Below are 22,604 nucleotides of genomic sequence, written 5' to 3' on the forward strand. Positions count from 1 at the left end.
TGATGATCGTACGAACAATCAAAGCATCCAAAGGACCGCCCCACATGCCAGTCTCAATCGCATAGAAACGGTTGAGACATTCGATGATCTGGGCCTGAACGACCTGGCGGATTTCCGTTTCCTGCATGCGCATTTCCCCCGCCATATCGAACCTTTCCATTCTGGAAACATCCGCCGGCGCTGCCTTTCTCCTGCATGCTAATCCTCTGAGATGACGGATCAAGATATCTGCGCCAGCTAAGTGAAAGCAGGGAGGTTAGCGTTGACCAAACATATACTTATCGTGGGAGGCGGCATCGGTGGCACGATGACGGCCAACAGCATCGTCGCCAAGATGTATCCCGAAATCGCGCGGGGAGAAATCAAGGTCACGCTCCTGTCCGATTCCCCATGGCACTACTACAAGCCGGCCTTCATGTATGTCGCCTTCGACATGTTCTTCGAGGGCGAGTTACGGCGCAAACAGCGCACGCTCCTGCGCCCCGAGATCACCTTCGAGGTGGACAAGGTGGTGCATTTTGACTTTGCGGGCTCCTCCGTGAAGACGCAGAGCGGAAAGACCATCGGCTACGATTACATCGTCGTTTCGACCGGCTGCCTGCCCGCACCCGAGCGCATTCCGGGCCTCAAGGAAGGCGGCGATTATTTCTATCAGTACGGCCCGGCGCGCCAGCTTGCCGAGAAGCTGCGCAATTTCGAGAAGGGGCGGATCTTCATCACCGTCAACTTCCCGAAGACGCCGAATGTGCCGCATCAGTGCGGCATCGCGCCGATGGAAACCACGCTGATGGTGGATGAATATCTGCGCCGCAAGGGCGTGCGCGAGCAGTGCGAGATCGTCTACACCTATCCAACCGTTTCGCAGCTTCTGCGCAACTGCCTGTTCCTGCAGCAGGAAGTGTGTGAGGTGCTGCCACCGGTGTTTGAAGCCAAGGGCATCAAGTATCAGCGCGGCTTCACGCTGGACTCCGTGGACGCGGGCAAGAAGATCGCCCACTCGGAAGAGGGCGGTGAAGAGGCGTTCGACCTTCTCATGTGTACGCCGCCGATCCGCGCGGTCGATGCGGTTCTGGAAAGCGGCATCTCGCAGGCTCCGAACAATGAGGGCTGGCTGCCCACCGACCGCCAGACGCTGCAGCTCGAAGGCCACCCCAACGCCTACATCATGGGTGACACGGTCGATCTGCCGATCTCCAAGGCCGGCGGTTCCTGTCACAACCAGTGCCCGGTGATCGCCAACAACATCGCCGGCGACATCCGGCTTGGCCGCACGGTCGATGCCTATGACGGCAAGGTTCAGGCCGTGGCGCAGATGGGCCTCGAGGCCGGCATGCCGCTCTGGTACGACTATGACGAGGACGTGCATCCCACCCCGCCGACCAAGGTCGGGGGACTGCTCCGCAAGGCCTTCAATCGCGGGATCTACTGGTCCGTCGCGCGCGGCATCATCTGACAACGGCATCCGGAGGAAAACAATGAACGATACAGTCATGGACACGCCCGAAGCCGCTGCCGGAGCACCGAAGGCGCTCGCCGCAATGGATGAAGCCACCGAGCGCGGGCTCGTGGAGCTTCTCGAGAAGCTTGCACCGCTCCTGCAGGGCCGCCGTCTTCACAATCTGGTCGATCTCGCATCGCTTGCATCCGACGGCGTCGACATGTTCGACGACGCGATGGTGCAGAAACTGATGAAGGCCTATGAGGAAAGCGTGGGCGCTGCGTGGAACGTCGGCAATGCCGCGCGCTATGCCGCGACGCAGACCGCACAGGCCCAGGTGCCATCCCTTCTCGGCCTGCTGCGCGTGGCCGGCAATGAGGATGTGCGGCGCGGGCTTTATTTTGCGCTGACCTTTCTGTCGGTTCTCGGCCGGCAGATGAAGGATGACGGCGTCGAATGAGCGCCGATGCGGACCTGGCCGCGCTCTATCAGCGCGGCCTGCGGGATCTGGCCGCCGGGGTTCGCAATGACAGGCGGCTTGTCCCGGCGGATGCCTCAATCACCCGGACGAGCCGCACCTGCGGCAGCACGGTAACGCTTGATGTGCAGTGGCGGGGCGATGCGATTGGCGCGCTTGGATGGCGCACGCGCGCCTGCACACTCGGCATGGCGTCTACCGCCATCGTCGTGCGCCATGCCACTGGAGAGACCTGCGCCGGCGTCGGCGAGATTGCCGGTCTGCTGCGCCGCCTTCTGGCGGGAGAAGCGGTCACTTTTCCTGAACCCTGGCGGGATCTCGCCATGTTCGAGGCGGCGCGGGCGTTTCCAAGCCGTTTCGGATCGATCCTGCTGCCGTTCGAGGCAGTCGCCGGCGCATGTGCCGAGCGGGGGCAGCCCGGCACCGCGCTTTGACACGTTCAGAAGGCATGGGTTTTCCAAAGCCCGATGTGCGGGGGGAGGCCTCGGTCAGGCTCCCGTGCTCTGTGTCGGGTATGACGAATGGATCAGCGTTCTGGCGGCCTGTCCGGCGGATTCTGCATAGTCTGCGTCGCGGTGCACCAGAAGCGTTGAGAATACGCCGTCGAGCAGAACCACAATCTGGCGGGCGATCGCCGCAGGATTGTCGATCCCGCTTTCGGCGAGTTCGCCTGAAAGCCAGTTCTCGAATTTCTTCTTGTGGCTCGCGCCGATCACCATGGCTGGGTGTCCCGGCAGATTGGCCAGCTCGGCTGCGGTGCGCAGGAAGCCGCAGCCGCGCCATGCGGGATGGCGCGCGGATCGGGCGACGCCCGTGAAAATCGCCTCAACCCGGTCCGCCACATCGCCTTCAGCACTCCTGAACCAGCTTTCGAACAGATCGAGATTTGGCTGGTCGCGGGAACTGAGATACTCGGCGACGAGGTCATCCTTGCTCCTGAAATGATAGTAGAAGGTCTTCTTGGTTACGCCCGCTTCCTCTGCAACGGCATCGACGCTGACGGCGCGAATCCCTTCCCGATAGAACAGCTTGCTTGCTGCATCGACGACCCGTTCGCGGGCCGGTTTGGGCTTGTGCTGTTTCGTGTCCATCGGATGTCGCAACCATGTATACTAACCAGTGAGTTTCCATGCAGCGTGCCCGGTCCTAGCCTTTCTGTCAATTCAACTGGAGAGGCAGGAAAATGCAGAACACCGTGCTTTGCGAAAGGAAGGGGCGTATCGCGCTTCTGACGCTGAACCGCCCGTCGAAACTGAACGCTCTGAATTACGCGACCAATGATCGGCTGCTGTCGCTGCTCGATGAGATCGAGGCGGATGAGGCAATCGGCGCCGTGGTGGTGACAGGGGCGGGGGATCGGGCGTTTTCGGCTGGCGGAGACATACATGAATTCGCCGAGAGCATAAGGCAGGGCGCAGAAGAAGCGGTGCGCGCCTTCTGTCGTCGCGGCCAGCAGATGACGGCGCGCTTCGAGGCGTTTCCCAAGCCGGTGATCGCGGCGGTCAATGGCATCGCCTTCGGGGGCGGCTGCGAGATCACCGAAGCGGTGCATCTGGCGGTTGTCTCCGAGCAGGCGATTTTCGCGAAACCGGAGATCAATATCGGCATTCCGCCGACATTTGGCGGCACGCAGCGCCTGTCGCGACTGGCGGGGCGAAAGCGCGCGCTGGAACTGCTCCTGACGGGAGATACGTTCGGGGCGCAGCGCGCCCATGAGCTGGGGCTGGTGAACAGGGTGGTGCCTGCGGAAGATCTGCTTCCTGCGGCGTTTGAGCTGGCGGAGCGCATCCTGCAGCATTCGCCACTGGCGGCCGCCCGGATCATATCGGCCGTGACGCGGGGCATAAACACGACGATTGAAGAGGGGCTTCTGATCGAGCGCGAACAGTTTGCCCGCATGTGCGCGACGGCAGATGTGCATGAAGGGCTCGACGCATGGATCGAACGGCGTACGCCCGTCTATCAGGGAAGGTGAAGCAGATGACGCGTTACACCGGTTTTACCAAGGAGATCTGGGAGGCGTTTCGGGCGGATGCACGGCCGGGGCCGGTCCAGATGCTCAATCTCATCAAGCTGCGTGAGCGGGCGGATTATCCGGATGGCCGGGTGGCAAGCGGTCGGGACGCCTATGCGGAATACAGCCGGATCAGCGCGCCCGTTCTGGAACGGTTGGGCGGGCGCATCGTCTGGCGGGGCGGTTTCGAGCTGATGCTGATCGGCCCGCAGGCAGAGGCGTGGGACATCTGCTTCATTGCCGAATATCCATCGGTCGGCGTGTTTGCGCAGATGATGCGCGACCCGGCCTACCATGAAGCGCTGCCGCATCGTCAGGCCGGCGTTACGGACAGTCGGCTCGTCCGCTTCGCCCCGCAGCCCGGCGGTGTGAATTTCGCCGGGGGCTGAAGGCGACTTCCGGTTGCTAGAGCCCTGATCCTAGAGCAGTTTGTAGAACTTCTCGAAGGCGAGATAGGTCGACTTCACGTGCTGCCGGGCAAGCCACGATCGAGGCGCTCTCCTCATCGCTTGCGCGAATGGTGGGCTTGGCGAACCGGTGCATGTTGCGGCAAGCCAGCTACGCGTCGGCCGTTCTTTCGCGCAAACGCCTTTCGCGGTTGCGTCGCGGTTCCTTCGCGGATAGGGTCGCCGCCGCATGCGGTTCCGCCTTTCGCGGATGAAAAGGGAACCCGGTGCGGTCTGCCAGACAGACCAATTCCGGGACTGCCCTCGCAACTGTAAGCGGCAAGTTCTTTCCAATGCCACTGGCGAAAGCCGGGAAGGCGGACCGAACGTTCGAGCCGCGAGTCAGGAGACCTGCCTCATGCATAGACCATGAACGCCGGACGAGGTGCGCCGGCAGGAGGCCCAGAATGCATGCAGGCGCTTTGCCGGCAATGAGTCCGTCTATCGGGACGTCACGTCTCCGATCCGTTTCCCGATTTCCTTCGGCGCAGGCCGAACTGAGCCGATTGTTCCAATGTGGTGCGCCGCATTCGGGCGGGTCGCGCCATGCGCGTTGATCTGGCAGGCTTTGCCCGCGAAGGCGCGCTTGGCGACCACCGGGCGCTGATGCGTCTTGTCGAACGGGCGGACGCGCTTGGTTTCGGCGGCATCTGGTTCAACGAATTTCATTTCGGTCGCGAAACGCTGCCCTATCCGTCCACGCTTCTGCTTGGCGCGGAGGTTCTGGCGCGGACGGAGAGGCTGCGGTTCGGCACGTCGATCCTCGTTTTGCCGCTCTATCATCCGCTGCTGCTTGCCGAGCAGATCGCGCAGCTCGATTTTCAGAGCGGCGGGCGCGTGGATGTGGGGATCGGGCGCGGCACCGAGCCCGGCACATTCACCGCGCTCGAGATTTCGCGCGATGACGCATCAAGGCGGTTTGCCGAAGCGTTGAGGATCATGATCGACGCCTGGACGAAGCCGCATTGTTCGGCGGATGGCGGGCCGTGGCGTTTTTCCAACGTCTCCGTCGGGCCGCCGCCGGTGCAAAAGCCGCATCCGCCGATTTATGTCGCCGGCGTCTCGGAAGAGACGGTCGACATCGCCGCCAGGAACGGTTTTCCGCTTCTTTTGAGCCTTGAACCCAATGAAGCGCGGCAGTTGCCGGTGTTTCATGCAGCGCTTGATCGCCATGGCGGGTCGCGCGCGCCGCTCGCCGCCTCATCGCTGTCGCGTTACGTGATGATCGCGCCGACCCGGGCGCAGGCCATGGAGCGGGTCGATGCGCTTCTGGAAAAGCTCAATGCACGGCGCGCGGCACGGGCGCTGGAGCGTGGAATGCAGCCACCTGCGCCGCGTGATCGCGCCGCCATGCTGGCGGATTTCACCATCGCGGGAACGCCCGAGGATTGCCTTGCGCAATTGCGCGCGCTCTCGGCGGAGACCGGCGCGAACAGCATTCGCTGTCTGTTCAGCGCCAACGGCCTGATTGCCAACGATGTGGCGCTCGCCGGCATGGAACTGTTTGCAGCGGAGGTCATGCCAGCGCTCGGCCAGCCAGACCAAACCCCATCCCCAGTTGAAAGCGCCGGCGGCATGCCGGCCATAGAAGGAGTGAATTGATGTCGCGATTAATCGGTCTGCGCGGGCTTGCGGTCGCAGGTTTGGTTCTGGTGTCTGCGCCCGCCTTTGCCGATGAGGCGGGCTTTCCCTACACGGATGAGAATTGCGGCTACACCACCACCTATGAGGCGCCGCCGGCACGGGCGGTGACGCTGAGCAACAACGCCACGGAGATGATGCTGGCGCTCGGTCTGGAAGACCGCATGGCCGGGACCTCCTATATGGCGAACCTCAAGATCAGCCCCCAATACGAGGCGGCGTACAACACGGTTCCCGTGCTTTCACCGCTGGTCGCCACCACCGAACAGCTGATCGAGGCGGAGGCCGATTTCGTCTATGCCGGTTATCCGGACGGGTTCAGCGAAAGCCGCCACACGCGCGATCAGCTTCACGATCTGGGCATGAAAACCCGCCTCAACACCGAGGGCTGCAATCTCGGCAAGTTCGGTTTCGACGAGCTTTATGCGGAAATCCGCTCCATGTCGGCAATCTTCGGCGTGCGCGAGCGCGGCGAGGCTTTGATCGCCGACATCGAGGAGCGCCTTTCCGAGGTGGAAGCAAAGCTCGATGGCGTTGAGGCCATGCCGGTGTTCATCTTCAATGGCGGCGAATCCGCACCGCGCGCCGTGCTCGGCAACACCATGCTTTCGCATGTGGTCGAGCGGGCCGGCGGGGCGAATATCTTTGGCGACGTGGCAAACCGCTATGGCCAGGTCTCCTGGGAGCAGATCGCCGAACGCGCGCCTGAATACATCGTTGTCTATTATTCAGGCACGGCCGGTGGCCAGGTGGTCGGCGATCCGGCCGGTGAGCTGGGGCAGGCGCGCATCGAGATCCTGAAGGCCAACCCGACGGTGGAGAATGTGCCCGGCATTGCGGGCGAGAAATTCGTCACCATCGATTCCGTCTGGGGACAGCCGGGGCCGAGCTCCATCGATGCGGTGGAAAAGCTCGCACGGGCATTCCATCCCGACCGGATCGAAAAGTAGCCGGCTTAGATACGGTTTCTAACGATGCATGCACCGGCCTCCAGAGAGGAAAAGGCGAACAGCCATGAAGCGCTGATCGCCATTCTCCAGTCCGCGCCGCCCGCGCGGGGCGGGGCCGTGCAGCATGGTCTTGAGGGTGGGGCGTCGCGGCGTGGCGTTACCGGCTATGCGCTGGTCATCGTCCTGATGGTTGCGCTGCTTCTCGGCGTTTCTCTTGCCGGGCTGATGCTTGGCTCGGTGCATATCCCCGGCGGCACGGCGCTCGCCATTCTCGCCAATCTCGTGTTCGGCGACGGGCTTGTCGAACCGGACTGGCGCACGGCTTACGAAACCATCGTCGTTCAGACGCGCATGCCGCGCGTCTTCCTTGCGGCTCTTGTCGGGGCGAGCCTTGGCGTGACGGGCATGACGATCCAGTCCATCGTTCGCAACCCACTGGCGGGGCCGGGCATTCTGGGCGTTTCGTCCGGTGCGGCCACCGGTGCTGTGGTGGTGATGCGCTGGGGGCTTCTGGGATTTGGCGCGTTCACGCTGCATATTTCGGCCTTTCTGGGCGGGCTCGTTACGCTGTTCGTGGTGTTCTGGGTGGCGCGGACCGGCGGCCAGATGACCCCGACACGGCTTGTGCTCGCCGGCGTGGCGATGAGCGCCATTCTGAGCGCGCTGACAAGCCTGATTGTGCTGACATCGCCCGATCCACAACTTGCCTCCCGCGTCCTGTTCTGGACGCTGGGCGGCTTTGGAACGGCGCAGTGGAAGCTCATTCCCATTCCGCTTGCCGCCCTTGCGCTGGGCCTGGGCGTGATGCTGGTGCAGGCGCGCCGGCTGAACCTGCTGATGGCCGGAGACGAAAGCGCGGTGGCGCTCGGCCTCAATGTGCAGCGCTTTCGCCAGAGCATGTTCGTGCTGGCGGCAGCGCTCACCGGCATCACCGTCGCGGTGTCCGGTGTGATCGGCTTTGTCGGGCTCATCATGCCGCACATCGTGCGCTTTCTTGTCGGTGCGGATCATCGCCGCGCATTGCCGGCGGTGGCGCTTCTGGGGGCGAGCTTCACCATTGGCGCGGACCTCGTGGCGCGCACGGTCATCGCGCCGCTGGAGCTGCCGGTGGGCATCGTCACCGCACTGGTGGGCGGGCCATTCTTCATCTGGCTGTTGCGGCGCGATGCGCGCGCGCTGGGCGGTGCGCGATGAGCATGGAACCGGGAACGCTCGACCTGCGCTCGGTCACGTTTCGCGCGGGTGACAGGGTGCTTGTCGATGATGTGTCGATCAGCGTTCGAAAGGGCGAGATGGTCGGTCTTTTGGGGCCGAACGGGGCTGGAAAGTCGAGCCTTCTGCGCACCATCTATCGCATCAACCGGCCGTCATCCGGCGCGGTTTTCGTCGATGGCGAGGATGCCTGGCGGCAGCCGACCGAGTGGGTGGCGCGCAATGTGGGCGCGGTGCTGCAGGACATGCCGGCGGAATTTCCGCTGACCGTGCGCGATGTGGTGGCCATGGGGCGCTCCGCACACAAGCGGCTTCTGGAGGCAGACACGGCGCATGATCACGCGCTGATCGCGGCGGCGCTCGAACTCCTGGGGCTGACGGCGATGCAGGAGCGCGCGTTCCGCACGCTGTCGGGCGGCGAGCGGCAGCGCGTGCTCGTCGCGCGGGCGCTGGTGCAGCAGCCACGGCTGCTCGTTCTTGATGAGCCGACGAACCATCTCGACATTCACCACCAGCTCCAGCTCCTGCGTTTCATGCGCGGGCTGGGCACCACGGTGGTTGCCGCGCTGCACGATCTCAATCTGGCAGCCATGTTCTGCGACCGGCTGTGCGTTCTGGATCATGGCAGGCTGGTTGCGGCGGGCACGCCGGACGCGGTGCTCACACCGGCGCTTCTGAAGCGGGTCTACCGGATCGACGCGACGATAGGGCGGCATCCCGAAACGGGCACGGTGTGGGTGATGCCATCCGCCGCGCCGCCCATCGGCGCAAACGGCGTGGATCATAATTAACGCAGCCTTAAGCGGCGTCGCGCTTTATGGGGCAAGCGCAACAGGTTCTGATCCCGGTATGGCGAGCAACCCCGAACTTTCCCGATTGGCAGCCGTGACCTCCCAGGGGTCGCGCGGCAGCGGGCGCGGGTAGGCCATGAGCAGCACATATTCAGGGCCCTACGGGGCGGATGATTACGGTGCAGGCGCGCATCGCGCGGAGGCCAGCCGGAAGAAGCCCTCCTTCATCACGCGGATGGTTGCGACGGGGCAGCCCTCCACGGTCATCGCGGCGGTGCTCCTCACCATTCTGATGATCTCCTTCCGCCCGTTCCAGCCATCCGGGCCGCAGCTGAGCGGCAGCGGCGGCGACATCGTCAATCAGCTTGGCTTTGGCGGGCTGGGTGCGGTGGCGCTGGCCTCGCTGCTGATGCTCGTTGACCGACGGGTGCTGGTTGCCCTCCTGAGCCCGTGGTGGCTTCTTCTGCTTGGCTTCCTCGCCATTGCCACGCTCAACACGCCGGTGCCCACCGACACGATGCGCACCGTGGCGTTTTCCCTCATCGGCATCCTGACCGTGGCGGCCATTCTGACGCTGCCGCGCGATGCGGATGCGTTTTCGCGCGTGCTTGTCTTCGCCGGTTTCGTGATCCTCGGGCTTTCCTATTTCGGGGTCGTCGCCCTGCGCGATGTGGCGGTTCACCAGGCCTATGATGTCGAAGCGCAGCATGCGGGCCTGTGGCGCGGCGTCTTCACGCACAAGAACATTGCCGGTCCGGTCATGGCCGGGCTCTCCTTCGCCGGGCTCTATCTGTGGCGGCGCGGCTGGCGCTGGTCGGGCGGGGCGATTGCCGTTCTGGCGATGATCTTCGTCTTCCACACCGGCTCCAAGACCACCACGGCCACGGTGCCGCTGGCCGGCATGCTGGTGGCGCTGCCCGGTCTCTTCGGGCTGCGCTCGCTGGTGCCGGTTCTGGTGATCGCGGCGGTGACAACGCTTGCCGTGGCCACGCTCGGCATTGTCTATATCGGGCCGGTGAAGGATCTTGCGGCAACGCTGGCGCCGGATCTCACCTATACCGGCCGCACGCCGATCTGGGATTATGCAGGAGACATGATCGCGAAGAAGCCATTGTTCGGATACGGGTTCGAGAACTTCTGGCTCACGCAGACAGTGTTTTCCTCCGACCACCCGTTTGACCGTTCGTGGGACATTCGCGGCACGGTTCACGGGCACAATGGCTATGTCGACATGGCGCTCGGCATGGGACTTCTGGCGCTCTGCACGGCCATCATCACCTTTCTCTTCGTGCCGTTGCGCGACTTTGCGCGCACCCCGCCCTATCGCGAGAACATCTTTCTCGCCGATCTCTTCATGATGATCGTGACATTCAGCCTGTTCAACGCGTTTCTGGAGAGCTTCTTCTTCCGCCGCACAGACCCGGTCTGGATGCTCTTCGTCATGTCCGTTCTAGGCCTGCGTCTCGTGGCGCGGTTCAGGGTGCCGACGCGCATAGAGCGCTGAGTTTTCCTTTCCGGTCAAAAGCTGACGTCCAGCCGACATGTCGGCGCGCTATGAAAGCGTGACGGCAATGGGCGCAGCCCCTGCTGCATAACGGCGCACCGTGTGCGGCAGGCTTGCGTTCGGAACGGCAGGGTTCTACACAAATTTCAGAAATTACTGAAATCAATGTCAGGTGTGTTCATCATGAACCTCCCGCCACTTTTGCAGTCCTTCGTGCTGCATTTTGGAGAAATGGGCAGCCGCTGGGGCATCAACCGCACGGTCGGACAGATCTATGCGCTGCTCTATGCTTCATCGAAGCCGCTCTGCGCGGATGACATTGTCGAAGCGCTTTCCATTTCGCGCTCGAATGTCTCGATGAGCCTGCGCGAGCTTCAGGCTTGGAATCTCGTTCTTCTGAAACATATTCCAGGAGACCGGCGCGATTACTTCACGACGCCGGACGATGTCTGGCAGATTCTGCGCACACTCGCCGAGGAGCGCAAGAAGCGCGAAGTCGATCCCACGCTTTCGGTGCTGCGCGAGCTTCTGATGCAGTCGCCGGGCAGCGAGGAAGAGCGTCATGCACAGGCCAAGCTGGCGGAAATGCAGACGCTCATTGAGCAACTGACGAAATGGTATGACGATGTGAAACATCTCGAGACGGAGCAGCTTGCGACATTGCTGAACCTCGGCTCCAAAGTGACGAAACTGATCGACACCAAGGACCGGATTGTTTCGCTCGGCCGCAAGCGCAAGGGATCGAAGACGTCATGACGAGTGTTGACGCGGCCCTTGAAGAGCGCTCCGCGCCCGCAGCCGGTCGCGCGGTTTCGCGCGCGCATCCGGCAGGACGGCAAGGCGACGCCGCGCAGGCAGAAAAGGGCGTCAGCCGCGCGGCGGTTCTTCTGCAGGTGACGGCTTCTCTCCTGTGGCTCCCGCAGGCGGCGCTTCTGGCCATGGCGGTTGGCGGCATTGCGGCGGGTGAGGGCGCATCGGCGGCGTGGCTTCCCGCCCTTGGCATTCTTGTTCTCGGTGTGGCCCGGTCGGTGGCCGATGGCGCTGGCAGTCGTCTCGCCTTCCGGCAGGCGCGCAGCCAGCTGAGCGCATTGCGCGTTCAGGCGGTGGCGGCGCTTTGCGAAACCTCGCCGCTCGATACGACGCGGCCCTCGTCGGGCCTGGCCGCCAGCACGCTTGCGGAGCAGGCGGAAGCCATCGTTCCCTATGTGGCGCGTTTTCGCCCGGCCCGTCTGAAGGCGGCAATCGTGCCGCTTGCCATTCTCGCCTGCGTGTTCGTTTACTCCTGGGTGGCCGGGCTGGTGCTTTTGCTCGCCGCTCCGCTTATTCCCATCTTCATGGCGCTGGTCGGCTGGCGCGCCAAGCAGGCGAGCGAGGAACAGCTTGCCGAAATGGGCAGCATGAACGCGTTCCTGATGGACCGGCTGCGCGGCCTGACCACCATCCGCAGTTTCGACGCCGTGGATCGCACCGCCAACCGGCTGCGCGCCAGCGCCGAAGATCTGCGCCGCCGCACCATGGCGGTGCTGCGCATTGCCTTCCTGTCGTCTGCAGTGCTGGAACTCTTTGCCGCGCTCGGTGTGGCAATGGTCGCCGTCTATGTGGGGTTCCACCTGCTGGGCGAACTGAATTTCGGCGCATGGGGCGGCAAGCTGACCCTGGCCGAAGGGCTCTTCATCCTGCTTCTGGCCCCGTCCTTCTTCGAGCCGCTGCGCGATCTCTCCGCTGTCTGGCATGACCGGGCGTCCGGGCAGGCCGCGTTCGAGGCGCTGGAAAAACTGGCGCAGTCGGGCCGGCATCTGGTGGGCGCGTCCGCCACGCCGACATCTTTGCGGGAGGGGCAGTCGGGTGCGCTCTCGCTTTCGGTCGAGGATCTGCGCTTCAGCCACACGGCCGAAGGCGCGCCGGTCTTCTCCGGTTTCGATCTCCATATCCAGCCCGGCGAACGGGTCGCGCTGATGGCTCCAAGCGGCGAGGGCAAGTCGACGCTCCTCGCCCTTATTGCGGGCCTGGTTGCGCCAGATGGCGGGACGATCCGCATCAGTGGACGCACACTGGACGATGCCGGTGCGGCAGATCTGCGTAGGGCAATCGCCTGGATCGGGCAGGATCCGCACATTTTCCCCGGCACGATCTCCAGCAATGTCGCACTGGGCCGCGAAGGCGTGGGACCGAAGCAGGTTTCCCATGCGCTTGAGGCGGTCAGCCTGTCGCGGCTTGCCGCTGCGCGTGGTCCGGCCATGATCGGCGAAGGCGGTTTCGGCCTGTCGGGCGGTGAGGCGCTGCGGCTCGCGCTGGCGCGCGCGTCGGCAACGCCCGAGACCGGCCTCGTGCTCGCCGACGAACCGACAGCGCATCTCGACCGGGAAACGGCGCAGGAGATTGCCGACAGCCTTCTGCGCATCAGCGCGGGCAAGACGCTGGTGGTCGCCACGCACGATCCGGTGCTGGCGAGCCGCATGGATCGCGTGATCACGCTGCAGACGCCGCAGACTGCCGGAGGCGCGTTATGATCCGCAGCCGCAATCTTCGCGCGGTGGCCGCGCTTTTCTGGGCGGGCAACCGCAACAAGCTTCTCGCCGGCGCGCTGCTGTCGCTCGCCACGGTTCTGTGCGGCATCGCGCTTCTCGGCCTGTCGGGCTGGTTCATCGCTGCCACAGCCATTGCCGGGCTTTCCGTGGCGACTGCGCTCGCCTTTGACGTTTTTGCGCCCTCCGCCGGCATTCGCTTTCTCGCACTTGCGCGCACCGCATCGCGTTATGGCGAGCGGATCGTCACCCATGACGCGACGCTGGAAGTGCTTGCCGAACTGCGCGAGAGACTGTTTCGCGGCTGGGCCGTTGCGGGCGCCGCCCGCGCCATGATGGCGCGTCCCGCGCGTCTGCTGTTCCGGCTGACCATCGATATCGACGCACTGGACTCGCTCTATCTTAGGGTGATGGTGCCGCTGTTTTCCGCCGCCGGCGCTGCGCTTGTCGCGGGGCTTGCGCTCGGCTTCATCGATGTTCGCCTCGGCCTCGGCGTGGCGCTGTTTCTTCTGGCCGTCGGGCTTGGTGTGCCGGCTTTTGCCGCGCGTCACGCGGAACGCCCGGCGCGCCGGCGGGCCCATGCACTCGAGGTTTTGCGCGCGCGCAGCATTGATCTCGTGCGCGGTCAGGGCGAGCTTGTCATGGCAGGCCGCCTCGACGCCCAGAGCATGTCCATTGCCGAAGCGGATGCACGGCTTGCCGATGCCGACGACGCCATGAACCGCACGGAAACCGGCGTCAGTGTCGCGCTCGGCGTGGCCGGGGCCGTCTTGCTGGCGGCAGTCCTTCTCGTCGTCGCGACGCTGGCCGAGGCCGGCCAGATCGGCGCGCCGGTCGCAGCGCTGGCGCTTCTGGTCGCGCTGACGGCAACCGAGCCCTTCGCGGCCCTCCGGCGTGGCGCAGTGGAACTTGGCCGAACGCTGATGGCCGTGCGCCGTGTCGGCCCGCGCCTCAATGGCGAAGAAAGTGCGCCGGAAAATAAAATCCCGCAGGATGCCGGCATTGCCATTCGTCTGGAAGGCGTGACCACACGCCATCCGGGCGCTGCGGAGGTTGCGCTTGCGGATGTATCGCTGCGCATCGACCGTGGCGAGCGCATCGCGCTGGTGGGGCAGAGCGGGGCAGGCAAGTCCTCCCTTCTTTCGGTGATCGCCGGCGAGCTGGCAGCCGATCAGGGCGATGTGGCCAGCCTGCCGGCCACGCTGTTCACCCAGCGCACGGAACTCTTTCACGACACGCTGCGCGGCAATCTCGCGCTCGCCAATCCGGCTGCGGATGACGACGCCATGCTGGTGGCGCTGGGGGCTGCGGGTCTTTCACGCCATTTCGCGACGCTTCCTGCCGGGCTCGACACGTGGCTTGGTGAAGGCGGTGCGGGCTTCTCTTCCGGTCAGGCGCGCCGGCTTGCCATGGCGCGGCTGGTGCTGCGCGATGCGCCGGTCTGGCTCCTTGATGAGCCGACAGAAGGGCTTGATCGTGAGACAGCAAACGACGTGATCGCGCGGGTCGCCAATTATGCCTCGGGCAAGACCCTGATGGTATCGACCCACATACGGCGCGAAGCAGAAGGGGCGGATCGCATCCTTCACATGAACAATGGCCGGATCGTTGCCGATGTGCGGCGTGGCACGGCCGACTATGAAAGTCTGCTCGACGGTCTGAGACCGGATTGAGCGCTTCCCCCGAAGACCAAAGGAGCCGGAAAGCCGGATGAAACAATGGAACTGAACATCGTTGATCTCTCGCGGTTGCAGTTTGCGATTACCGCGCTCTATCACTTTCTGTTCGTCCCGCTGACGCTTGGGCTGTCGGTGCTGATCGCCATCATGGAGACTGTCTACGTGATGACCGGCCGCACCATCTGGCGGCAGATGACAAAGTTCTGGGGCACGCTTTTCGGCATCAACTTCGTGCTGGGCGTCGCCACCGGTATCGTGATGGAATTCCAGTTCGGCATGAACTGGAGCTATTACAGCCACTATGTAGGCGACATCTTCGGCGCGCCGCTTGCCATTGAGGGCCTGATGGCCTTCTTCCTGGAAGCGACCTTTGTCGGGTTGTTCTTCTTCGGTTGGGACAAGCTTTCAAGGCTCGGACATCTGGCCGCCACCTGGGCGGTGGCCATCGGCTCAAACTTCTCGGCGCTGTGGATCCTCATCGCCAATGGCTGGATGCAGAACCCGGTCGGCTCTGCCTTCAACCCGCAGACCATGCGCATGGAAGTAACCGACTTCTTCGCGGTGCTCACCAACCCGGTGGCGCAGGCGAAATTCGTTCACACGGTCTCCGCCGGCTATGTCACGGCTTCCGTTTTTGTGCTCGGCGTGTCCGCCTGGTACCTGCTCAAGGACCGGCACAGGGATCTGGCCAAGCGCTCGATGACGGTTGCGGCCTCGTTCGGTCTCGCCTCCGCGCTGTCGGTCGTGGTTCTGGGCGATGAGAGCGGCTATCTCGAAGGCGAGCATCAGAAGATGAAGCTCGCGGCCATTGAGGCCATGTGGGAGACGGAGCCCGCACCGGCATCCTTCACCGCTTTCGGCTTCCCCGATCAGGAGGCCCGCAAAACGCATTACGCCGTTCACATTCCATGGGTGATGGGCATCATCGCGACGCGTTCGCTCACCACCGAGATCCCCGGTATCGTGGAACTGGTGGAACATGCCGAGGACCGCATCAGACAGGGCATCATCGCTTATGACGCGCTACAGGACATTCGCGCGGCAGGCAGCACGGCCGCCATCCCGGATGAAGCCCGCGAGGCGTTTGAGGAGAATGGCGGGAACCTCGGCTATGCGCTGCTCCTGAAGCCCTATGTGGATGATCCGCGCGAGGCCACGGATGCACAGATCGCACAGGCGGCGAACGACACGGTTCCAAACGTGCCGACGCTGTTCTGGACCTTCCGCATCATGGTCGGGCTCGGCTTCTCCTTCATCGCGCTGATGGGCGTGTTCTTCTACCTGTCCGCACGTCACAGGCTGGATCGTTATCCGTTCCTGCTGCGTCTTGCGGTGATCGCGATACCGCTGCCGTGGATTGCCGCCGAATGCGGCTGGATCGTCGCGGAGTTCGGCCGTCAGCCGTGGATCATCGAGGGCATCCTGCCCACCGCCGCCGCCGTGTCGAACCTTGGCGCTTCGACGGTGCTGATGACGATCATCGGCTTCTCGGCAATCTACACCGTGCTCTTCATTGTCGAGATGACGCTCATGCTGCGCGCCATCCGGAAGGGCCCCGAACCCGATGATGAGCCGGAGGCCGCGTTCGGTCCCCGCGCCTTCGTTCCGGCGGAGTAAAGATCATGATCCTTCACACGCTTATCGACTATGAAACCCTGCGCGTGATCTGGTGGCTGCTGCTCGGCGTGCTGCTGATCGGCTTTGCCGTCACTGATGGTTTCGACCTGGGAACGGGGGCGCTTCTGCCCTTCGTCGCCAAGACCGACACGGAGCGCCGTGTCGTCATCAATGCGGTCGGCCCGGTCTGGGAAGGCAACCAGGTCTGGCTGATCCTGGGGGGCGGCGCGATCTTCGCCGCCTGGCCACCGCTCTATGCGGTGTCCTTCTCGGGCTTCTATCTCGCCATGTTCGCCATCCTGTTCGCGCTCATCCTGCGTCCGGTCGCCTTCAAGTACCGGTCCAAGCGCGAAAACCCGACCTGGCGGGCGATCTGGGACTGGGCGCTGTTCATCGGCGGTTTCGTGCCGTCGCTGATCTTCGGTGTGGCCGTGGGCAATGTCCTGCAGGGCGTGCCGTTCCGGCTCGAAAACGATCTGCGCATTTTCTATGAGGGCACGACGCTCATCGAGCTGCTCAACCCGTTTGCGCTTCTTTGCGGCCTTCTGTCGGTTTCGATGCTGGTCATGCATGGCGCGTCCTGGCTGATGGTCAAGACGTCTGGTCCGATTGCCGAGCGCGCCCGCGCCTTCGGCAGCATCGCTGCGGTCGCGACCATCGTGCTGTTCGCGCTTGGCGGGCTGTGGCTGTGGGCCGGCATCGACGGATACCGCATCACCAGCGCCATCGTCACGGACGGTCCGTCCAACCCGCTCGCCAAAACGGTGGAGCAGGCAGGCGGCGCATGGTTTGCCAATTATGCCGCGCATCCATGGATGATGGCCGCGCCCGCGTTCGGCTTTCTCGGCGCAGCGCTCGCCCTGATCCTGTTCCGCGCACGGCGCGAGGTGACGACGCTTCTTTCCAGTGCGCTGTCGGTGCTGGGCATCATCTCCACCGTTGGTGTGTCGATGTTTCCCTTCATCCTGCCGTCCTCCATCGCACCGGGTGCGAGCCTGACGGTGTGGGACGCCTCGTCCAGCCACCTCACCCTGTTCATCATGCTGGTGGTGACGGGCATCTTCGTGCCGCTGATCGTTGCCTATACGAGCTGGGTCTACAAGGTGCTGTGGGGCAAGGTCGACGAAGAGGAAATCCGCGAAGGCAAGGGTCACGCTTACTGAGCTGGCCGCGCGACAAAGACAAGGAGATCAGGACATGTGGTATTTCGCATGGTTGCTCGGACTTCCCCTCGCTGCGGCTTTCGCCGTGCTGAACGCGATGTGGTACGAGCTGATGGACGATGCAGCGAAGAAGAAGGAAGCCGGAGAGTAATCTTCGCGCCCTTTGCATCACGGATGAACATCAAAACGCCGGCCCCGCGCCGGCGTTTTGCTTTTCAGGCTCAGTCCCCGGTGGCGGGTCTCGCCTGGCCTGCCGGGGGCTGCTTCATGATCACCTCGCGGTGCGGATAGGGGATCTCGATGCCGTTTTCCTTCAGCGTGTCCCACAGCGCGAGCAGCACCTTGCCGCGCACATTGGTCAGGCCCTGCTGCGGGTCGCGGATCCAGAACCGCAGAACGAAGTCGAGTGAGGAATCGCCAAAACCGGTGAGCCAGCAGACGGGCCGGCGGTCGGCATCCACGCGCCCCACGCTGATCGCCGCTTCGATGGCAAGCGCGGAAACCTGATGCGGATCGGCCTCGTAGGAAACGCCGAACGGCACGTCGAGGCGCACCATCTCGTCGCTGAACGACCAGTTGATGACCTGCTGCGTGATGAAGTCCTCATTGGGGATCAGATATTCGCGCCCGTCGCGGGTGATGACGGAGACGAAACGCGCCCTCAGTTCGCGGATCCAGCCGAATGTGTCGCCGAGCGTGATCGTGTCGCCCGGCTTGATGGACTTGTCGAGCAGGATGATGATGCCCGAAATGAAGTTGGAGACGACCTTTTGCAGGCCGAAGCCGAGGCCCACGCCAATGGCGCCGGAAAACACGGTGAGCGCCGTCAGGTCCACGCCGACGGAGGAAAGGGCGATGCCGCCGGCGGCGATCACCAGCCCGATCTTGACCAGCTTGCCGAGCAGGACGCGGATCGACGGCGTGAGTTCGTCGGAGCGCTGGACGCGCTCATCAAAGTAATTGCCGATGACGATGGCGAGCCAGACGGTGGCGGTGAGAAGCACCGCCGCCTTCAATAGCACCAGCGCGCTCAGTCGCGTCTTGCCGAGCGGCAGGGCCAGCGTGTCGAGAAAGGCGGCAGCCTCGTCATTGACGCCCAGAATGACGATGGCCGCGTAGGTCCAGGCGATCCAGCCGATGGTCCGGGCAAGCAGGCGGTTGCGGATGATGCGCGAGACGACCGAGGTGAACAGCCAGGCGAGCGACAGCGACAGCGTCAGCGAGATCAGAACGGTGCGGCTTGGCCAGGTGCTGGCGCGCAGCACGGTCAGCACGATGAAAAGCAGTATGACGAAGAGAATCCAGTCCGTGCGCCGCATCAGCGCGATGATCACGCGCAGAAGCCCCTGATGCCCCTTGATGCGCCGGGCGCGGGCCTCCAGCCGGTTCTCCAGTCCCTGCGAAGCGAGCTTCGCGACAATGAACAGGATCGCAATGATTGCGAGCTGGTAGAAGGTCCAGGGGTTGGCGAGATTGATGAGCTCGGTCCGCACCCAGTTCGCAATCTCGATCAGGATATCCACGAACGCCATGGCCAACAGTAGAGCATTTTTCTTCGCTGCGGAATGCTCGCCTCCGGTGTCGGGCGGATCGGTCGTTCGGCAAAAGAGTGGCTCAACCTTGCTTCACGTTGAAACTTCTTCTCCATCCGGCGAATTGACCGCGTGACGCTGGCGTGGTGAAAGCAGTGCATCATTTCTGACATCGGGAAGAGGAGTGTCTGCCAAATGGAAAATCGCGTTGAGCTTCATGGGTTGAAGGTTGCGGAAGAGCTGCGTGATTTCGCCGTAAAAGAGGCACTGCCCGGCACGGGCATCGAGCCCGACAGGTTCTGGAAAGCGCTGGCGGAGATCGTGAACGATCTCGCCCCGAAGAACCGCGCGCTGCTGGCCAGGCGCGATGCGCTGCAGGAAAAGATCGACGCCTGGTACAGGGAAAATGGCGCGCCCGCCGATCAGGAAGCCTATCAGGCGTTCCTGCGCGAGATCGGTTATCTGCTGCCGGAAGGCGAGGCCTTCTCGGTCTCCACGGAGAATGTCGATCCGGAAATCGCCACCGTCGCCGGGCCGCAGCTCGTCGTTCCGGTAATGAATGCGCGCTATGCGCTCAACGCGGCCAATGCACGCTGGGGCTCGCTCTACGATGCGCTTTACGGCACGGACGCCATCTCCGACGATGATGGCGCGGAAAAGGGCAAGGGCTACAATCCGAAGCGCGGCGAAAAGGTCATCGCCTGGGCGCGCGCCTTCCTCGATGGCAGCGCGCCGCTCGATGGTGTTTCCTGGACGGAAATTACCGGGCTTTCGGTTGTCGGCGGTCAGCTCGTGGCGAAAACGGCGGGTGGTGAAGCGCGCCTGAAGGACGCCGCGAAATTCACCGGTTATCGCGGCGAAGCCGATCAGCCGACCGCCGTTCTGCTCGCCACCAATGGCATGCATGCGGAAGTCGTGATCGACCGCACGCACCCGATCGGCAAGACCGATGCGGCGGGCATTGCCGATGTGGTGCTGGAATCGGCTCTGACCACGATCCAGGATTGCGAGGATTCCGTCGCCGCCGTGGACGCGGAAGACAAAATTGTCGTCTACCGCAACTGGCTCGGCCTGATGAAAGGCGACCTCGAAGAACAGGTGACGAAGGGCGACAAGACCTTCACCCGCCGCCTGAACCCGGACCGCGAATACACCGCGCCCGATGGCGGCACGCTCACGCTGCCCGGCCGTTCGCTGATGCTGGTGCGCAATGTCGGCCACCTGATGACCAATCCGGCCATTCTCGACGCCGATGGCAATGAAGTGCCGGAAGGCATTATGGATGCGCTGTTCACCGCAGCCATCGCGCTGCACGATGTCGGCGCAGACGGTCGCCGCATGAACAGCCGTGAGGGCTCCATGTATGTGGTGAAGCCGAAGATGCACGGCCCTGAAGAAGTGGCCTTCGCGGTGGAACTGTTCGGTCGCGCCGAGGAAGCGCTCGGCATGGCGCCGAACACCATGAAAATGGGCATCATGGATGAGGAGCGCCGCACCACGATCAATCTGAAGGAGTGCATCCGCGCCGCGCGCGAGCGGGTGGTCTTCATCAACACCGGCTTCCTCGACCGCACCGGCGACGAGATCCACACCTCCATGGAAGCCGGCCCGATGATCCGCAAGGGCGACATGAAGCAGGCGGCCTGGATCGCGGCCTATGAGAACTGGAATGTCGATATCGGTCTGGAATGCGGCCTTTCCGGTCACGCACAGATCGGCAAGGGCATGTGGGCCATGCCGGATCTGATGGCGGAAATGCTGGTGCAGAAGATCGGCCATCCGAAGGCCGGTGCAAACACCGCCTGGGTGCCGTCGCCAACGGCGGCGACGCTCCACGCCACGCATTACCACACGGTCGATGTGCATGCGGTGCAGGCCGAATTGAAGAACCGCAAGCGCGCAGCGCTTTCCGATATCCTTTCGGTGCCGGTCGCCACGCGGCCCAACTGGACGCCGGAGGAAATCCAGAAGGAGCTCGACAACAATGCGCAGGGCATTCTGGGCTATGTGGTGCGCTGGATCGATCAGGGCGTCGGCTGCTCCAAGGTGCCGGACATCAACGATGTGGGCCTGATGGAAGACCGCGCAACGCTGCGGATTTCCGCACAGCACATGGCAAACTGGTTACACCATGGTGTCGCCAGCGAAGCGCAGGTGATGGAAACGATGAAGCGCATGGCGGCTGTCGTTGACCGGCAGAATGAAGGCGATCCGCTCTATCGCCCGATGGCTTCGGATTTCGATGGTTCCATCGCGTTCCAGGCAGCCTGCGACCTTGTGTTCAAGGGGCGGGAGCAGCCCAATGGCTACACGGAGCCGGTTCTGCATGCGCGCCGTCTTGAACTCAAGGCGGCGGACAGGGCAAATAGGGCTTCCTGACCCGCTGATGGCGCATCGGATTCGCCGGCGGTTTGAAACGAAAAGGACGCCGGGCTGACGTCTCGATGAACATTCTTGCAATCGACACTGCGGCGGCGCTCTGCGCCGCCTGCGTTTATGACACCGATAAGGACCGCGAACTCGGCCGGCATGTTCTGGATCTGGGCAAGGGACATGCCGAACATGTCATGTCCGTGATCGAGCAGACGCTTGCGAGCGCGGCCCTTGGCTATGACGCGCTTGGGGCGGTGGCCGTTTCGGTCGGGCCGGGCTCGTTCACCGGTGTGCGCGTGGGCGTTTCGGCCGCGCGCGGGCTGGCGCTGGCGCTCAAGGTTCCGGCCATCGGCGTTTCCACGCTGGAGGCGCTTGGAGCCGAGGCGCATGCAGCCATTCCCGGTCGTCCCGTTCTGGTGGCGCTGGGGCAGCGGGTGCAGAATTTGTTTGCCGCCGGTTACGACAGCGAAGGCCGCGCCGTTTTGGCGCCGGAAAGCCTGCCGGTGGAGGCGCTTGCCGAATGGGCGCTGCGCGAAAACGCCGTCGTCTATGGCGCTGCGGCGGCGCTGGTCGCCGAAGCCGCGCCATCCGCACTCGACATTCATTCTGCCGGAGCAACGGCTGACATTGCCACCTTTGCCCGTCTGGCTGCGGCCAAGGGGCCGGGCAGCGAGCCGCCCAGGCCGCTTTACCTGCGCGCGCCGGAAGCGGCTCCCCAGCAGAATTTCGCCCTGCCGCGAAAGGAAGGCTGATGGCGCTTTTTCCAAGACGGCGTGAGTTCGTCGTGCGGCCGCTGGAAGTGGCCGACAGTCTGGTTCTGGCTGACATGCATGCGGAGGGCTACGCCCGCCCGTGGAGTGATGCCGAGTTTGAATCGCTCCTCACGCAGGAGGGCGTGTTCGGCTTTGCGGTCGTGGAAGTGGGGCGAAAGCCCGGGCAGATGGCCGGCTTCGTGCTTGCGCGTCAGGCGGCGGATGAAGGCGAGATCCTCACCATTCTCGTGACGCGCAGTCACAGGCGCCAGGGCCTTGGCCGGCAACTGATGGATGCGGTTCTGTTCAGGCTGCATGGCGACCGTGTGTCGGCGCTCTTCCTCGAAGTGGACGAAACCAACACAGCGGCAATCGCGCTTTACCGCCGGCTCGGTTTCCTGCAGGTGGGCGGCCGACCGGACTATTACCGCGATGCGAGCGGCAACCGCACCAGCGCGCTGGTGATGCGCCGTGATCTTTAGACGGTTT

21 protein-coding genes and 1 riboswitch are annotated in these 22,604 nt (G+C 63.8%); of the genes, 19 read left to right on the forward strand and 2 right to left on the reverse strand.

The features are described from left to right. The first annotated feature begins 262 nt into the window (after positions 1–262). Genes NDI72_RS08680 through NDI72_RS08690 form a run of 3 tightly spaced genes read left to right on the forward strand, consistent with a single transcriptional unit; the run spans position 263 to position 2,350 of the window. Positions 263–1,453: an NAD(P)/FAD-dependent oxidoreductase gene (locus NDI72_RS08680; RefSeq protein ID WP_113153795.1), complete on the forward strand. Its 1,191-nt coding sequence runs from the start codon at positions 263–265 to the stop codon at positions 1,451–1,453. A 22-nt stretch (positions 1,454–1,475) separates the two neighbouring features. Further along, positions 1,476–1,898: a DUF1641 domain-containing protein gene (locus NDI72_RS08685; protein ID WP_224873598.1), complete on the forward strand. Its 423-nt coding sequence runs from the start codon at positions 1,476–1,478 to the stop codon at positions 1,896–1,898. Next, positions 1,895–2,350, forward strand: coding sequence for an iron-sulfur cluster assembly scaffold protein (locus NDI72_RS08690; RefSeq protein WP_283800241.1), 456 nt, complete (start codon positions 1,895–1,897; stop codon positions 2,348–2,350). The genes NDI72_RS08685 and NDI72_RS08690 overlap by 4 nt, the downstream gene beginning before the upstream one ends. Positions 2,351–2,404: 54 nt before the next feature. Here NDI72_RS08690 and NDI72_RS08695 read toward each other — a convergent pair whose 3' ends face one another. Next, positions 2,405–3,007 carry a TetR/AcrR family transcriptional regulator gene (locus tag NDI72_RS08695; protein WP_283800242.1) on the reverse strand — a complete coding sequence of 201 codons (603 nt, stop codon included), beginning with the start codon at positions 3,005–3,007 and terminating at the stop codon, positions 2,405–2,407. 92 nt (positions 3,008–3,099) lie between these two features. Between NDI72_RS08695 and NDI72_RS08700 the strand changes: the two genes are divergently transcribed. The 13 genes from NDI72_RS08700 (at position 3,100) to cydX (ending at position 17,609) form a co-directional block, all read left to right on the forward strand. Next, positions 3,100–3,891 carry a crotonase/enoyl-CoA hydratase family protein gene (locus tag NDI72_RS08700; RefSeq protein ID WP_283800243.1) on the forward strand — a complete coding sequence of 264 codons (792 nt, stop codon included), beginning with the start codon at positions 3,100–3,102 and terminating at the stop codon, positions 3,889–3,891. A 5-nt stretch (positions 3,892–3,896) separates the two neighbouring features. Next, complete coding sequence (locus NDI72_RS08705) at positions 3,897–4,319, forward strand: DUF1330 domain-containing protein (RefSeq protein WP_283800244.1); 423 nt, start codon at positions 3,897–3,899, stop codon at positions 4,317–4,319. 233 nt (positions 4,320–4,552) lie between these two features. Continuing rightward, positions 4,553–4,749: riboswitch (cobalamin riboswitch) on the forward strand. A 173-nt stretch (positions 4,750–4,922) separates the two neighbouring features. Continuing rightward, entirely contained in the window at positions 4,923–5,978 is a 1,056-nt protein-coding gene (locus NDI72_RS08710; RefSeq protein WP_283800245.1) for an LLM class flavin-dependent oxidoreductase, read from the forward strand. Beyond that, the gene (locus tag NDI72_RS08715; protein WP_283800246.1) at positions 5,978–6,967 is read left to right on the forward strand and encodes an ABC transporter substrate-binding protein; all 990 of its coding nucleotides are present in this window, start codon (positions 5,978–5,980) and stop codon (positions 6,965–6,967) included. Before NDI72_RS08710 ends, NDI72_RS08715 begins: the two co-directional genes overlap by 1 nt. Positions 6,968–6,991: 24 nt before the next feature. Beyond that, entirely contained in the window at positions 6,992–8,161 is a 1,170-nt protein-coding gene (locus NDI72_RS08720; RefSeq protein ID WP_283800247.1) for a FecCD family ABC transporter permease, read from the forward strand. Continuing rightward, positions 8,158–8,970 (forward strand): ABC transporter ATP-binding protein, encoded by an 813-nt coding sequence (locus NDI72_RS08725; protein WP_283800248.1) that lies wholly within the window; start codon positions 8,158–8,160, stop codon positions 8,968–8,970. The genes NDI72_RS08720 and NDI72_RS08725 overlap by 4 nt, the downstream gene beginning before the upstream one ends. 136 nt (positions 8,971–9,106) lie before the next feature. Beyond that, entirely contained in the window at positions 9,107–10,474 is a 1,368-nt protein-coding gene (locus tag NDI72_RS08730; RefSeq protein ID WP_245447717.1) for an O-antigen ligase family protein, read from the forward strand. Positions 10,475–10,657: 183 nt separating this feature from the next. Next, the gene (locus NDI72_RS08735; RefSeq protein ID WP_206553408.1) at positions 10,658–11,230 is read left to right on the forward strand and encodes a GbsR/MarR family transcriptional regulator; all 573 of its coding nucleotides are present in this window, start codon (positions 10,658–10,660) and stop codon (positions 11,228–11,230) included. Further along, positions 11,227–12,984 (forward strand): thiol reductant ABC exporter subunit CydD, encoded by a 1,758-nt coding sequence (cydD, locus tag NDI72_RS08740; RefSeq protein ID WP_283800250.1) that lies wholly within the window; start codon positions 11,227–11,229, stop codon positions 12,982–12,984. Before NDI72_RS08735 ends, cydD begins: the two co-directional genes overlap by 4 nt. After that, on the forward strand, positions 12,981–14,672 hold the full coding sequence (locus NDI72_RS08745; RefSeq protein ID WP_283800251.1) for an amino acid ABC transporter ATP-binding/permease protein: 1,692 nt from the start codon (positions 12,981–12,983) through the stop codon (positions 14,670–14,672). Before cydD ends, NDI72_RS08745 begins: the two co-directional genes overlap by 4 nt. Before the next feature lie 45 nt (positions 14,673–14,717). Continuing rightward, positions 14,718–16,295: a cytochrome ubiquinol oxidase subunit I gene (locus tag NDI72_RS08750; RefSeq protein WP_283800252.1), complete on the forward strand. Its 1,578-nt coding sequence runs from the start codon at positions 14,718–14,720 to the stop codon at positions 16,293–16,295. A 5-nt stretch (positions 16,296–16,300) separates the two neighbouring features. Next, complete coding sequence (gene cydB / locus NDI72_RS08755) at positions 16,301–17,458, forward strand: cytochrome d ubiquinol oxidase subunit II (protein WP_283800253.1); 1,158 nt, start codon at positions 16,301–16,303, stop codon at positions 17,456–17,458. A gap of 34 nt (positions 17,459–17,492) precedes the next feature. After that, positions 17,493–17,609, forward strand: coding sequence for a cytochrome bd-I oxidase subunit CydX (cydX, locus tag NDI72_RS08760; RefSeq protein WP_113153809.1), 117 nt, complete (start codon positions 17,493–17,495; stop codon positions 17,607–17,609). Positions 17,610–17,679: 70 nt separating this feature from the next. On the opposite strand, the gene NDI72_RS08765 is transcribed toward cydX, so the two are convergent. After that, complete coding sequence (locus tag NDI72_RS08765; RefSeq protein WP_283800386.1) at positions 17,680–18,990, reverse strand: mechanosensitive ion channel family protein; 1,311 nt, start codon at positions 18,988–18,990, stop codon at positions 17,680–17,682. Between the two features lie 195 nt (positions 18,991–19,185). Between NDI72_RS08765 and NDI72_RS08770 the strand changes: the two genes are divergently transcribed. The 3 genes from NDI72_RS08770 (at position 19,186) to NDI72_RS08780 (ending at position 22,597) form a co-directional block, all read left to right on the forward strand. Further along, positions 19,186–21,369: a malate synthase G gene (locus tag NDI72_RS08770; protein ID WP_283800254.1), complete on the forward strand. Its 2,184-nt coding sequence runs from the start codon at positions 19,186–19,188 to the stop codon at positions 21,367–21,369. A gap of 65 nt (positions 21,370–21,434) precedes the next feature. After that, complete coding sequence (tsaB, locus tag NDI72_RS08775) at positions 21,435–22,115, forward strand: tRNA (adenosine(37)-N6)-threonylcarbamoyltransferase complex dimerization subunit type 1 TsaB (RefSeq protein ID WP_283800255.1); 681 nt, start codon at positions 21,435–21,437, stop codon at positions 22,113–22,115. Beyond that, positions 22,115–22,597 carry a GNAT family N-acetyltransferase gene (locus NDI72_RS08780; protein WP_206548786.1) on the forward strand — a complete coding sequence of 161 codons (483 nt, stop codon included), beginning with the start codon at positions 22,115–22,117 and terminating at the stop codon, positions 22,595–22,597. The genes tsaB and NDI72_RS08780 overlap by 1 nt, the downstream gene beginning before the upstream one ends. Positions 22,598–22,604: the final 7 nt, after the last annotated feature.

The organism is Nitratireductor sp. GZWM139 (assembly GCF_030068685.1).
GTDB classification, from domain to species: domain Bacteria; phylum Pseudomonadota; class Alphaproteobacteria; order Rhizobiales; family Rhizobiaceae; genus Nitratireductor; species Nitratireductor aquimarinus.